Source organism: Bizionia sp. M204, from assembly GCF_023205095.1.
GTDB classification, from domain to species: domain Bacteria; phylum Bacteroidota; class Bacteroidia; order Flavobacteriales; family Flavobacteriaceae; genus Algorimicrobium; species Algorimicrobium hallyeonense.
In genome coordinates, this window is record NZ_CP046242.1 from 1,483,984 (window position 1) to 1,499,101 (window position 15,118).

General features: G+C 36.8%; 8 protein-coding genes. 2 read left to right on the top strand and 6 right to left on the bottom strand.

Translation table 11 applies throughout. The features are described 5' to 3' along the window. Nucleotide 1 precedes the first annotated feature (1 nt). Entirely contained in the window at nt 2-5,326 is a 5,325-nt protein-coding gene (locus tag GMA17_RS06655) for a M14 family zinc carboxypeptidase (RefSeq protein WP_248400349.1), read from the top strand. Nucleotides 5,327-5,519: 193 nt separating this feature from the next. After that, nucleotides 5,520-10,649, top strand: a complete 5,130-nt coding sequence (locus GMA17_RS06660; RefSeq protein WP_248400351.1) for a LamG-like jellyroll fold domain-containing protein — start codon at nt 5,520-5,522, stop codon at nt 10,647-10,649. Between the two features lie 88 nt (nt 10,650-10,737). Here GMA17_RS06660 and hisS read toward each other — a convergent pair whose 3' ends face one another. The 6 genes from hisS to rpsF form a co-directional block, all read right to left on the bottom strand. Continuing rightward, on the bottom strand, nt 10,738-12,108 hold the full coding sequence (gene hisS / locus GMA17_RS06665; RefSeq protein WP_248400352.1) for a histidine--tRNA ligase: 1,371 nt from the start codon (nt 12,106-12,108) through the stop codon (nt 10,738-10,740). Nucleotides 12,109-12,324: 216 nt separating this feature from the next. Further along, nucleotides 12,325-12,792 carry a DUF6495 family protein gene (locus GMA17_RS06670; RefSeq protein WP_248400355.1) on the bottom strand — a complete coding sequence of 156 codons (468 nt, stop codon included), beginning with the start codon at nt 12,790-12,792 and terminating at the stop codon, nt 12,325-12,327. 23 nt (nt 12,793-12,815) lie between these two features. Further along, a complete protein-coding gene (locus tag GMA17_RS06675; RefSeq protein ID WP_248400357.1) occupies nt 12,816-13,757 on the bottom strand; it encodes a glycerophosphodiester phosphodiesterase family protein in 942 nt (313 codons plus the stop codon). Nucleotides 13,758-13,816: 59 nt separating this feature from the next. Continuing rightward, nucleotides 13,817-14,278, bottom strand: coding sequence for a 50S ribosomal protein L9 (gene rplI / locus GMA17_RS06680; protein ID WP_248400358.1), 462 nt, complete (start codon nt 14,276-14,278; stop codon nt 13,817-13,819). A gap of 13 nt (nt 14,279-14,291) precedes the next feature. Further along, entirely contained in the window at nt 14,292-14,591 is a 300-nt protein-coding gene (gene rpsR / locus GMA17_RS06685) for a 30S ribosomal protein S18 (protein ID WP_197072705.1), read from the bottom strand. Further along, complete coding sequence (gene rpsF / locus GMA17_RS06690) at nt 14,591-14,929, bottom strand: 30S ribosomal protein S6 (protein WP_248400359.1); 339 nt, start codon at nt 14,927-14,929, stop codon at nt 14,591-14,593. Before rpsF ends, rpsR begins: the two co-directional genes overlap by 1 nt. Between the last annotated feature and the right edge of the window lie 189 nt (nt 14,930-15,118).

The window sequence follows — 15,118 nt, forward strand, 5'->3', positions numbered from 1 at the left end:
AATGAAATTAACCGCCCTTAAGTTAAGAACCTTAACTGCCATGGTAGTGTTTTTAATAGCTTCCAGTATAATGCAAGCACAAGTAAATGCGTCACGTCAGGCAGACCAGTATTTAAGCCAAAAAGGTGAAGTCACTTTTAGCTTTCAAATAAATGATGTTTCTGAAATAGAATCAATGACTTCAGAAATGTCTATTCTTAATTATGACCCTAATACGCGAACCGTGTATGCCTGGGCAAATACAGAACAATTTAGAAGGTTTGAATCTAGTAATAGAACGTTTCAAGTAAATTCAGAAGATAACGAAGCCACCGGTATTGTCATGTCTAATGAATTACCGGCTAGTCAAAATAGAGGTCCTTATCCCCTAACCTTTCCGTTAACAGCCTATCCAACCTATGCGGATTATGCGACGCAAATGCAAGAGTTTGCTATCAACCATCCTGATATTTGTGAATTAGTTGATATCGGTGGCACAACCGAAGGTGTTGCCGGCGGAAACAAGCGTTTATTGTTTTTAAAGCTATCGGATAATATTGGCACTGAAGAAGCAGAACCTAAAGTGATGTACACATCTTCCATACATGGAGATGAAATCACGGGTTACCCTTTAATGCTTAACTTAATTAATTATTTTATTACCGCATATAAAAATACGGGGCATTCAGATCACTTACGAATCAAAAACTTAATTGATAATTCTGAAGTATGGATTAACCCCATGGCAAATCCAGATGGTACATACTACAATAATGCAACCAATACCTCTGTGGTAAATGCTAGAAGGGCAAATGCTAATAACTTAGATTTAAACAGAAACTATCCAGATAACGTTAATGGTCCGCATTCTAATGGCCATACAGCTTATGAGTTAGAAACCCAACATTTTATGAATTTAGCTGCTAACACACACTTTGTGCTATCTGCTAATTTTCACGGTGGCGTTGAAGTTGTAAATTATCCTTGGGATAATACCTATGACAGACATCCAGATGACGATTGGTTTATGCAAATTTCAAGAGAATATGCTGATAATGCTCAAGCTAATAGCCCAAATGGCTACATGGATTACTTGAATAATGGTATAACCCATGGTGCGGATTGGTATCTCGTTTATGGCGGGCGCCAAGATTATATGAATTTTACACACCAGTGTAAAGAAACAACAATGGAGTTATCCAATACTAAATTAATTCCATCCAATCAATTAGTAAGTCACTGGAATTATAACCGTGAAGCATTAATTGAATACTTAATTCAAGGAACCTACGGATTTCAAGGAAAAGTAAAAGATGCTGTTAGTGGAGACCCTATTGAAGCAACAATAAAATTGGTTGGGCATGATGCTTTAGGTTCGCATACGGTGAGTTCTTTGCCTCATGGCGATTTTTACAGACCGGTTTTTGCGGGAACTTATAATATTTTAATTGAAGCTGATTGTTATAATTCAGTCACGCTAACTAATGAGACTATTGCCAACTATCAAACAAAATCTCTTGGCGATATTTTATTAACACCATTAACAGCAACAGCGCCTTCAAATTTAAGCACTTCAGGAACAAATACAATTTCTACAAATGCTTCCTGGTCTGCTACATCTGCTGATAATTTTGACATTAGATATAAAGTTCTGGCCGCTCCAACATGGACAGAAGTTTTAGGTGTTACAAATCCATATCAAATTACAGGACTTAGCCCTAATACCACCTACGAGTTTCAAGTAAAATCGTATTGTGGTTCTAATAGTACGGCTTATTCAAGTTCACAACAATTTACGACAACCTCACCTATACCTTGTATTGGTAGCACCATTTCTGCATTTCCATATACCGAAACATTCGATGGAGGTTTAGGTCTTTGGACTCAAGGATTGAACGATATCCCGGGAGTTAATTATGAAGATTGGACTTTAAATGCTGGATCAACAATTTCTACTGGAACTGGCCCAACCGATGATTTCACTGGAGGTGGCAACTATTTATATACAGAAGCCTCTGATGCCAATGAGACGACTAATATCGGACAAAATGTTACAGTAACCCTTATTAGTCCATGTATCGATTTAACTGGTTATGAAAACACAAACTTTTCATTTTATTATCATATGGTTGGTGATGCCATGGGTACTATTTCGGTTGAAGTAAGTCTGGATAATGGGATTATTTGGAATCAACTAAATGCTGCTGGAAACACAGTGACAAATACACCAATATTGATTGGTCAACAACAAACAAATCAAGGAAGTCCTTGGTTGCAACAAACTATAAACTTGAGCAACTATGATGGTCAAGTCATCAAATTACGTTTTTCTGGAACAACAGGATCAACATGGAGCAGTGACATGGCAATCGACCAGATAAAAATTTCTGCAGATTTAGCGTCTAGCTCTGCACCTCCAACTGCTATATGCCAAAACATCACAGTTCAATTAGATAATACAGGGAATGCAACGATTATAGCTACAGATGTGGATGGGGGTTCTACGGATGATGTTGCCATAACCAACTATGACATTGATATCAATTCATTCGATTGTAGTGATATTGGTACGCCCGTAAATATAACACTTACGGTTACAGATGCCGATGGCCAAACAGATACCTGTACTGCTACAGTGACTGTCGTAGATCAAATTGATCCAGAATTCCAGAATATTCCTGCAAACATATTATTAACCTGTGGCAGTAATCAGCCTACGTGGACTGACCCTACCGCTACTGATAATTGTGATAACACCTTAACAGTTATAAGAACGGACAGTACAGGTTTAAATAGTGGCGATTTATTCCCGAATGGCATAACCACTATCAGCTATTCTGTAACCGATGATTCCGGAAATATAAATACGGTTTCATTCAATGTAAATGTAACCCTTGATAATCAAAAGCCTGATGCTATTTGTCAAAACCTAACCCTTCAGTTAGATGCTAATGGCAATGCCTCAATAACAGCATCACAAATTAATAATGGCTCTTTAGATAACTGTGAAATCGCCTCTATTACGGCGTCTCAAACTGCATTTACATGTGCTGATATAGGTGCTAACAACGTGACTTTAACGGTTACAGACGCTAATGGTAATTCAGATACCTGTATCGCCGTAGTAACAATTACTTTACAAGATGAACCAACGGCAACCAACTGTTGGGATAATTATGTATTCAACACAGGGAATTGTACTTGGGAAAACCAAGGAACACAACCTGTTGAACCAACGGCAACAAACTGCTGGGATAACTATGTATTCAACACAGGGAACTGTACTTGGGAAAACCAAGGAACACAACCTGCGGAACCAACCGCAATAAACTGTTGGGATAATTATGTATTCAACTCTGGAAACTGTTCTTGGGAAAACCAAGGAACGCAACCTGTTGAACCAACAGCAACCAACTGTTGGGATAATTATGTATTCAACACCGGGAATTGTTCTTGGGAGAATCAAGGATCACAACCTGCTGAACCAACGGCGACAAACTGTTGGGATAATTACGTATTCAACACCGGAAACTGTACCTGGGAAAACCAAGGCTCACAACCTGCTGAACCAACAGCGACAAACTGCTGGGATAACTATGTGTTTAATGTAGGAAACTGTTCTTGGGAAAACCAAGGAACACAACCTGTTGAACCAACGGCTACGAACTGCTGGGATAATTACGTTTTTAATGTAGGAAACTGTACTTGGGAAAACCAAGGATCACAACCTGCTGAACCAACGGCGACGAACTGTTGGGACAATTACGTATTCAACACAGGCAACTGTTCTTGGGAAAACCAAGGAACACAACCTACTGAACCAACAGCAACCAACTGCTGGGATAATTACGTATTTAATTCAGGAAACTGTAATTGGGAAAACCAAGGAACGCAACCTGTTGAACCAACGGCGACTAACTGTTGGGACAACTACGTATTCAACTCTGGAGACTGTACTTGGGAAAACCAAGGAACGCAACCTACCGAACCAACCGCAATGAACTGCTGGGATAACTTCGTATTCAACACGGGAGATTGTGCTTGGGAAAATACTGGTACACAACCTACCGAACCAACCGCAACAAACTGTTGGGACAACTACGTATTCAACTCTGGAAATTGTACTTGGGAAAACCAAGGATCACAACCTGTTGAACCAACGGTGACGAACTGTTGGGATAATTACGTATTCAACACAGGAAACTGTACTTGGGAAAATCAAGGCTCACAACCTACTGAACCAACCGCGACTAATTGCTGGGATAACTACGTGTTCAACACCGGAAACTGTACTTGGGAGAACCAAGGATCACAACCTGCTGAACCAACCGCAACAAACTGCTGGGATAATTATGTATTCAACACCGGAAACTGTACCTGGGAAAACCAAGGCTCACAACCTGCTGAACCAACCGCGACAAACTGCTGGGATAACTATGTGTTTAATGTAGGAAACTGTTCTTGGGAAAACCAAGGAACACAACCTGTTGAACCAACGGCTACGAACTGCTGGGATAATTACGTTTTTAATGTAGGAAACTGTACTTGGGAAAATCAAGGAACTCAACCTGTTGAACCAACGGCAACCAACTGTTGGGATAATTACGTTTTTAATGTAGGAAACTGTACTTGGGAAAATCAAGGAACTCAACCTGTTGAACCAACGGCAACCAACTGTTGGGATAATTATGTATTCAACACGGGAGATTGTACTTGGGAAAACCAAGGAACGCAACCTACGGAACCAACTAGTTTAGAATGTTGGGAAACAGCAACCTTTAATACGGCAACCTGTGTTTGGGATGTTACTAATGATGGGGATACTGTAGATCCTGTTTGTAATATTCAGAATATAACGGTTGAATTAGATGCATTTGGAAATGCCACAATTACAGCTGATCAAATTGATAATGGATCAACTGATGCTTGTGGAATAGATACTATTTCTGTTACCCCTAATACATTTGATTCGAATGACATTGGCGACAACAATGTGGTATTTACCGTAACAGATAACAGTGGAAACACGTCAAATTGTAACGCCATAGTTACGGTTATGGAATCCACATTAAGTAACCCCACATTTGATTATGAGAATGTAAGCATTCAGCCAAATCCGTTTAACAATTATATACAAATCAGTTTACCGACGTCTATTGCTAATGATCTATTTACAATTCAACTTTTCGACGTAAATGGCAGATTGGTGTATAACCAAATACAATCTGGTAAACAAGGAACCCTGACGGTTCAAGGATTAGACAAATTACAACAAGGTCCATACTTTATAAAATTAATTAATAAAAACAATGGTTATAGCGTGGTTAAAAAGTTGATAAGGTTCTAATAATCAATTAAGTGATAAAATCATGGCAGGTCTACAAAAATCTGCCATTTTTATCACATTGAAAATCAATGAGTTAAAGATTATATTTGCATTTCGTCGATTATATTTGCATTTCATGGAATATTTCTCTTATATTTGTCCCCAAGCTATTAATAAAAATTAATTAGTCCCAAAACTAATAAATTGACTACTTATGAAAAATTCTACTATCCAAGTACGAAAGTACCTATTGCTATTTAGTGTACTTTTATTTTCAAGTTACTCATTCTCTCAAACAACCCTTTATTCAGAAAACTTCCAAAGTAGTTTTGGGGGCTGGACTGTTTCTTCGTCGGGATCTGGAACTGGTGAATGGTTAAGAGGCACAAACGTATCTCATAACACGGGTAATACGGGAAATTATATTCATTCTAGGAAAGACACATCTCAATATAACAACAATACATTTATAACAGCAACTAGTCCTGCTATAAACTTAAGTGGTTATACCAATCTAAATTTAGAAATTGATATCTGGTACGAAACGGAAGCAGCCTATGACGGTATGAAAATAGAGTACTCGCTTAATAACGGTTCTACGTGGAGTGATTTAGGATCCGTTACTAATACCAATTGGTATAATGACACGGATGTGGATGCCTTCAATAATGGTGAAGATGGTTGGTCAGGAAATAGTACAGGTTGGATAACACGAAATCTTAATTTGTCAACGGAGAATATAAATTTTGAAACGAGTACACAAGTTAGGTTTAGAATTTTATTTGCTTCAGACGGCAGCATAACTAATACAGGTGTCGCTTTTGATGAAATATTAATTGAAGGAAACATAGCGGTTCCTCAACCAGAAATAGACATCACAGGACTAACAATCTCCATACCTGATGGTGATACTACACCATCTACTGCCGATGATACTGAATTTGGTTCAGTAGAAATAGGATCTACAACAGATCATACATTTACCATACACAATCGAGGAACAGCTACTTTAAATTTAACCGGTGGATCACCGCTAGTTGATATTTCCGGAAGTGCAGCTTTTACAATTTTAACACAACCTGGGGGAAGCACTATTGCTGCTGGAGCTAGCCGAACATTTGTCGTTCGTTTTGCACCTTCAGCTGCTGGCACTGTTACTGCTAATATTTCAATAGACAATAATGATAGTAACGAAAACCCTTATAATTTCAGAGTACAAGGTACAGGCGTCGCACCTTTAACCGAAGGTCCAGGCGGCGTTACTAACGATTTAGCTTTGTGGTTAAAAGGAACAGATGGATTGGGTTATACCACTGGTCAACCTGTATCGCTTTGGGCAGATCAAGGCCGAGGCGCTAATGCTACAGCACCGACAGGATTAGAACCAACCTACCGCGATGCCCCTTTATTTAATGTTAATTTTAATCCTGTTGTAGATTTTGATAATGATTATGACACGGCAGGAGAAGATTTTGGTTATTCGGACACCAATAGAAATACATTAGTCGGAACAGAAGGTTTTTATACACAAGATATGTTTCTCGTGGTTATTCCGGATGTGAATGTAACTTCATCTTTAGCTAGTATGGATGTTTTTTGTGGAGATATTGATCCTGTAACTGATGAACGAGATGGATCTGGTATTGGCTATGGTAGATATTCTGTACGATTTGATAATGAAATTATCTCATATTGTGTTAATACAACATCAACTTCAACTGTACCAGTAGCTGATAGAGGTTACGGAATTGCACATACTGGCTTAACAGACAACTATAACAATGTAGGTATTATAAACTCTAAAAACAATTCAAACTCCCCTACAAGTAGTGTGTTATTATATAATGCTAATGACATAGGAAATACAGAAGTCGGAGTGCCACAATTTGAAAATGTTTCCAACTCTAGATACTTTTTAGGAAGAAGTGAAGCATTTAAAGGTAGTTATGAGGGTAGAATTGCTGAAGTAATTACATATTCGGCTAAAAAAGATGATGCCAATCTCACCCAAGAACGCAACCGTATCCAATCCTATTTAGCCATTAAATATGGCATTACATTGGGGGTTAATGGCACATCCCAAGATTACGTAGATAGTGATGGAACACTGATTTGGGACGCTAATACAGGCACACCAGCAGAAGATGTTTTCAACTATGATATTGCCGGAATAGGTCGTGATGATGCATCTGATTTATTACAAAAACAATCTCGTAGTGTTAATAACGCTGTTGATGGTGGCTTTAGAGCCCAAGGTGTTTTAACCATAGGTATGGGCGCTATTTCTAACACCAATAATTTAAATACCAATTCAGAATTAGAAGATAAAGAGTTCTTGGTTTGGGGTAATAATGGTATTGATTTAGATACAGCCTCACCAGATATTACGGTAAATATGAGTTCGTCTATTTCACCAGCTTTAACAACAGATGTGTCATTTTCTGCAATAAGCAGAACATGGAAGGTTGTCGAGAATGTTGGTTCTGGAGGTGATATTCCTTCTGTAGAAGTCGCAATTTTAAGAAGCGCTGTAAGAACTGCAACACCACCTAACGGTCGTTATTTAATGTTTATTTCAGATACACCAAACTTTGATCCAACAGCCGATTACCGCGTTATGACAGAAGGCACAAACGAATTAGGTGAAGCTATTTTAAAAACGAATTATGATTTTGATGACACCAAATATATCACATTTGGTTGGGCACCAGAGCGTACCTTTGAACGTTCAGTATATTTCAATGGAACATCAAACTATATGGACATGGAAGATGCTTTGGATGTTAACCCAACGGCCTTTACTATTTCATCATGGATTAGACGTGATGTAAACTCTTTGAATAAGTCTATCGTTTCAAAACGTGATGCCGCATTTACTGAAGGTTACGACTTAAAAATAAACGCTGTTGGTCAGTTTGAAGCGTCTTGGAAAACAGCTTCTGGAGCCATACAAACCACAACTTCTAATACCATTATCCCTGAAAATGAATGGCATCAAGTAGCTGTTATTTATCAAGGTGGAACTGCTTTTATATATATTGATGGCATATTAGATAAACAAGCGGCCAAATCAGCTCCTAATAATACTGACCAATCGTTTTATATTGGCGCGGCATCTAAATTGACGCCTCAAGCATTTTTTAATGGAAATATAGACGAGGTACGTGTTTGGAATACAGCTTTAACGGTTAAACAATTGCGTTATATCATGAATCAGGAAATTGCAAACAACTCTGGATTTGTTGGAGGGGCTTATTTCTTGAGTAAAGGCGTAACACCTACAAAAGATGAAGTTGCTGCTATTCCTTGGTCTAGCTTGGCTGGTTATTACCCAATGTCTACTTACACGTATACCAACACGAAAGATGAATCTGGTAATGGCCACCAAGGTGCTTTACGTAGCTTAAGAACGGTAGATAGACAAACGGCCCCATTACCTTATAAAACCATCGGTACGGGAACGAGTGATTGGAGCCTGCATACGACTTGGTTAAATGGAAATTTACAAACCATACCTGGCGCCAACTCAATAGTGGATAACACAATTACTGTAGACTGGAACATTGTTGAAGTTGATGACAACGTAACTATGAGCAATAGCAGTTTAACAGCAGGAAATTTAGGAAACCGAAACCTATTAGCCTTATTTGTAGAGTCTAGTGAATTAACTTTAGACGGTGATAACACGACCGAAACAGGAAATGGTATTACAGTAACACACTACTTAAATTTATTAGGAAAAATAGATTTAGAAGGCGAATCGCAATTAATACAAACCATTGACAGTGATTTAAATGTTGGTATTTCGGGTTCTCTTGAAAAAGATCAACAAGGTACACTTGATGTTTTCACATATAATTATTGGAGTGCGCCTGTAGGAAATACAGCAACGGCAAATCCAAATAATTTTAGTTATTCGTTGAATAATAACATTATGAAAGATGGTACATCATCAGGAGCACCTGCGAACATAACTTATGTAGGTGGATATAATGGTTCTAATAGTGATGCCGATCTTAAAATTGCTCATTATTGGATATGGAAATACAATAACCGTATTGCAGATAATTACGCGTCTTGGCAGCACGTTAGAAATACAGGAACATTATTAGCTGGAGAAGGCTTTACTATGAAAGGTGTTACCAATACTGCTGGTGTTGTTTCTTTAGAGCAAAACTATGTGTTTGACGGAAAACCGAATAACGGAAATGTTGGCTTAACTATTAATGCTGGAAATGAATATTTAGTAGGTAACCCCTATGCTTCTGCCATTGATGCGGAACAATTTATAGCAGATAACGGCCCTACCATTTCAGGATCTGGAGCAAATCCAGCTATTAGTGGTACGCTATATTTCTGGGAACATTGGGGCGGCGGCTCACATGTTACCGCTGAATACCAAGGTGGTTACGGTACTTATAATTTCTCTGGTGGTACACCTGCCGCATCTATGGGTACTAATCATCCGGATGGTGGAACTGGTGGCACAGCTACTAAAACACCAGGACGTTATATTCCGGTTGGACAAGGTTTCTTTGTTGCCGGTGAGTCTAATGGTAGCGTGGTATTTAATAACGGACAACGGAGATTTCAAAAAGAAGGTGGTACAGGCTCTGTATTTATGAGATCTACAGAAGATAATATTGATGTGGTTGATTCACGAATGAAAATCCGATTAGGTTTTAACTCCGTGAATACCATTCACAGACAATTATTAGTAACTGCTGATGATCGTGCTTCTATAGATTACGATTGGGGATTTGATGGCTTACTAAATGAAGTCCAAATAGACGAAATGGCCTGGGTAATTCATGCAGATAAGTACACAATTCAAGGCATTAATTCCTTTACGGAAGATACTGTGCTACCATTAAACATCGTAACTAGAGATGACGGGTTAAATAACATAACTATTGATAATTTAGAAAATATTCCAAGTGATTTAGAGATATATGTACATGATATTGCATTGGATATATACCATAACTTACGCACGGATGGTGACTATGAATTTTATTTAGATGCTGGCGAATATGCTGATCGTTTCGAAATTACATTTAGAGACGGCAACTCGTTAGGTACGGAAGATGTTACGTTGCAAGAAAACTTACAAGTTTACTTCGCGAACGCCAAAGGAAGCATCATTATTCACAACCCGAAAATGGTACGTTTAGATGCTGCTGAAATGTTCAATATTATAGGACAGTCTATAATTCGAGTTGATACTTTAGAAGATACAAACTATCAAGAAATTAAAGTAAATGGTTTAAGCACAGGCACCTATATCATTAATCTAGAAAAAACGGATGGTAGCATCCTGTCTAAAAAGGTAATAGTGAAATAGCCTTAATACATGTCAAATAAAAAAGCCCTGAAAAGAAATTTTCAGGGCTTTTTTTTACAGCTAATTTTTGTTTCTAATTACAATAGCTTTAAGTTAATTTTTGAGTCAAAGCATCTAATGACAATTCAAATTGTTCACCTGAAATCATATTTTTTAATGTGTATGTGTCTTGCTCCATCTCGTTATCACCTACTAAAACCACAAAAGGAATGTGTCGCTTATTTGCGTGATTCATTTGCTTTTTCATTTTAGCATCATCAGGATATAATTCGGCATTAACACCTTGCCGGCGCAAATGCTTAATAGCTTTTAAACTAAACAGCGCTTCCGCTTCACCAAAATTGATAAACAACACATCAATATTTTTAGTCACCGTTTCTGGAAATAAATTCAGTTCTTCTAATACTAAATAAATGCGGTCTAACCCGAAACTAATTCCAACACCACTCATATCAGGCATACCAAAAATTCCCGTTAAATCGTCATAACGACCACCTCCACCTATGGATCCCATTTTGACACCATCTGGTGCAGAGACTTCATAAATAGCGCCTGTATAATAATTTAAACCACGTGCTAAAGTAACGTCCAATTGTAATTTGGCAGATTGTAGACCGAGTTCTGAAATGGCTTTATCAATAAATGCCAATTCTTCAATACCTTTTCTACCATCTTCTGAACTGTTTAAAATAGTTTTAAGTTGCTCTATTTGCGAATTGAAGTCGCCAGACAATGTAAACAACGGCTGTAATGTATTAATACCGTCTTGCGAAATGCCTTTTTCCAACATTTCTGCTTTTACCTTCTCCTCGCCAATTTTGTCCAATTTATCTAAAGCAACCGTAAAGTCGATGAGTTTATCACTGGCATCAATAACTTCGGCAATACCCGATAATATTTTACGGTTGTTAATTTTTATGGTAACACCTTCCAGTTTTAATGCCGAAAAAACGCTGTCATATAATTGTACGAATTCCACTTCTTGCCATAGGGAGGTTGATCCAACCACATCGGCATCACACTGGAAAAATTCTCTAAAACGTCCTTTTTGCGGTCTATCCGCGCGCCAAACTGGTTGCATTTGGTAGCGCTTAAATGGAAACTCAATCTCATTTTGGTGTTGTACCACGTATCGCGCAAAGGGAACGGTAAGATCGTAACGAAGCGCTTTTTCAGAAATGCTAGCTGTTATTTTATTAGAGTCCTTTTCAGAATACAACCCATCATCAACCTTATTCAAATAATCTCCAGAATTCAAAATCTTAAAAATCAACCGATCCCCTTCTTCGCCATATTTTCCCATAAGGGTATCCGAATTTTCAAAACTAGGGGTTTCTATTGGCTGAAACCCAAAGGTTTCAAATTGCTTCTGGATGGTTTGAAAAATATAATTACGTTTGGCAACTTGTTCCGGATTAAAATCCCTTGTGCCTTTTGGTATGCTTGGTTTTTGTGCCATAATCTTTTACCACGAAAGTGGAAATCTCTTTTTAATCCCGACAAACATCAGGACTTATTCATACTAACTTCTTAACAAAAATAATTAATAATCAGCTGTCATTACGCTCTTTTTACTTTAAATAAGCGTAATTATCTTTTTAATAATTATTGGGAATCAATTCAACAAATTGCCACTTCTCTCCTATCGCAATTTTTCGCAAAGACAATGCTACTATTAATTAATCAGTCTATCTAAATACTGAAACAAGTCGCCTTTAGTAATTACACCGCCTTGTTGAATGAGTTGAAATTTATCGACATTTTTATCTTCTGAATACTCTTTTTTGGCTTGAAGAAACTCTACATCATCATCCATTAAGTTCTCACGCAACCAATTAAACCCGTCTGTTGTGGTTAAATCGATTGGGTTTTTAAGCTTCACAGCTATCAAGTGCATTATATCGTCTTTTAAATGAAATAAGTGCATTTGTTGTGGCGAAATATGCTCAATATATACGACTTTGTTTAAAACACCCTCCCAAACCAAATCACTAAACACGTCTAGTTCCTGTTCAGCCACTTCAGGTTTATTAATTTTAATATCGTTCCACTCATCGGCTGTGATGGTCTGTGTCGCTAGAAAATTTATAAACTCTTGATGTAATTCTTCAAATTGTTCTTTGGTTAATCTTGCGTATTTCATGGTACTAATTATTTATTATGCTATTATTTTAAAATATTCAAGGCGTTGGCAGCTTCAAATGGTCTATCGGTTGCAAAGACATCAATACCTAACTTTTGCCATTTCAAATAAAGAGAGTCGCCTTTGGTTTCCGCTTGCTTATCCAAGTTACCCAACGTTCCTAACATGGTTTTAATTCCTTGTTTATGCAACTTATTGTATAAGGTGGTATCAGATAATCTGGTTCCCGTAAAAGCAATCATATTATGTGTAGGAATTTCAGATTCTAATAACCAATTTAATTCTTGTTGATTCCTAGCAGAAACAGACAATAATAAATCGGGTGCTAGTTGATATGCTTTATTAGCTTGTTCCATATCATACGTAATAATTATAGAAATATCTTCAGCGTTATTTTCGCGAATGGCTTGAATAACCTCCGCCACATCGACACTTTTCTTAATATCAATGGTTAATATGGCATTATTCGCTTTGGACCATTTAAGAACTTCTGTAAATTTTGGGATTTTAAAATTGGTACGAGTTCCAAAGTCATCAATTAAATAAAAGGCTTGAAGCTCATTAAACGTATAGTTTGTTAATTTATCAGTTCCTGTGGTTGTACGATCCAATGTATGGTCATGCATTAAAACCAAGATGCCATCTTTAGTTTTAGCCACATCAATTTCAAAAACGGCTGCTATACTATCATTTACATATTTAATAGTTTCTAAACAGTTTTCGGGATAATTAGCCAATCCAACGCCACCTCTATGCACACTTATTAAAGGTGATGCTTGGGGTTGGTATTGAAAGGCTTTTATTAAAGCAGAAGGACTTAAAGTAGAACCAACCGCTTCTTTAGTTGGAAGGGATTGATTTGGTTCCTTTGTTTTATCCTTACATGAAAAAAGGACGAAAAAAACGAGTATGATTGATAATCTCATGGTAACAGGTTTCGGGTAATAATCTTTAAAAATGGCCATTAAAAAAACCGTTTAGAGCCATTCTAAACGGTTTTTATTATACTATGCAAAGTGTTAAATTACGCTTGTGCAATAACCTCGAATGGTAATTCTACAGTTACTTCTCTATGTAAACGAATAACCGCATCATACTGACCTAAACGCTTAATACTACCACCTGTGATAGTAATAAATTTCTTATCAATAGTGTGTCCTTCTTTTTCAAAAGCTTCAACTAAATCTGCTTTGGTAATTGAACCAAATAATTTATCACCAGCTGATGCACCTTCTGTAGCTTTAGCCGTAATCTTAATCTCTAAAGATTTGATAGCTTCAGCAATTTTAGTAGCGTCATCAATAATTTTCTTGTCTTTAAATGCACGTTGCTTTAAGTTTTCAGCTAATACTTTCTTTGCAGAAGCAGTTGCTAAAATAGCTTGACCATGAGGAATTAAATAATTTCTCCCATAACCATTCTTTACAGTTACAACATCGTCTTTAAATCCTAGATTTTCAACGTCTTGTTTTAATATAAGTTCCATTGTTATGAGTGTTTTATTTTAATAAATCGGCCACGTATGGCATTAATGCTAAATGACGTGCTCTTTTTACAGCCACAGATACTTTTCTTTGGTATTTTAAAGAAGTTCCTGTTAAACGTCTTGGTAAAATTTTACCTTGTTCATTTACAAATCCTAATAACCAGTCTGGATTTTTATAATCCACATACTTGATACCAGATTTCTTAAAACGACAGTATTTTTTCGCTTTGTTGGTGTCTATATTTAACGGTGTTAAATATCTAATTTCACCGTCTTTTTTTCCTTTTGCTTGTTGCTCTATAGATGACATAATTACGCTTTTTCTTTAAGTTTAACTCTTCTTCTTTCTGCCCAAGCTACAGCATGCTTATCTAAAGCTACCGTTAAGTAACGCATAAAACGCTCATCACGTCTAAACTCTACTTCTAATGGATTGATAACTTCGCCATCAACTTGATATTCGAATAAGTGATAAAAACCACTTTTTTTGTTTTGAATTGGGTAGGCTAATTTTTTTAAGCCCCAATCCTCTTTGGATATCATCTTCGCTCCTTTAGAAACAAGAAAATCTTCGTATTTCTGTACTGTTTCCTTTATCTGAACTTCAGATAAAACGGGATTTAAGATGAAAACAGTTTCATAATGATTCATAAAAATCTAAATTTTATAGTTAAAAATGGGTGCAAAAGTAATTATTTATTTCATATATTACAACATAATTTCAAAGTATATTCGTATTTTTATTATTTCAATGAAATCTTGTTAATGAAATGTTAAAATAAACGTTTTATCGGTGTTATTTGGTTTTTAACCGAATTTTTTGTACTATTGTCGATATCT

Bases quoted from the DNA above. Each gene is read 5' to 3' on its own strand.
- rplI (WP_248400358.1), bottom strand. From the start codon at position 14,278: ATGGAACTTATATTAAAACAAGACGTTGAAAATCTAGGATTTAAAGAC.
- GMA17_RS06660 (WP_248400351.1), top strand. From the start codon at position 5,520: ATGAAAAATTCTACTATCCAAGTACGAAAGTACCTATTGCTATTTAGT.
- GMA17_RS06675 (WP_248400357.1), bottom strand. From the start codon at position 13,757: ATGGCCATTTTTAAAGATTATTACCCGAAACCTGTTACCATGAGATTA.
- GMA17_RS06655 (WP_248400349.1), top strand. From the start codon at position 2: ATGAAATTAACCGCCCTTAAGTTAAGAACCTTAACTGCCATGGTAGTG.
- rpsF (WP_248400359.1), bottom strand. From the start codon at position 14,929: ATGAATCATTATGAAACTGTTTTCATCTTAAATCCCGTTTTATCTGAA.
- hisS (WP_248400352.1), bottom strand. From the start codon at position 12,108: ATGGCACAAAAACCAAGCATACCAAAAGGCACAAGGGATTTTAATCCG.
- GMA17_RS06670 (WP_248400355.1), bottom strand. From the start codon at position 12,792: ATGAAATACGCAAGATTAACCAAAGAACAATTTGAAGAATTACATCAA.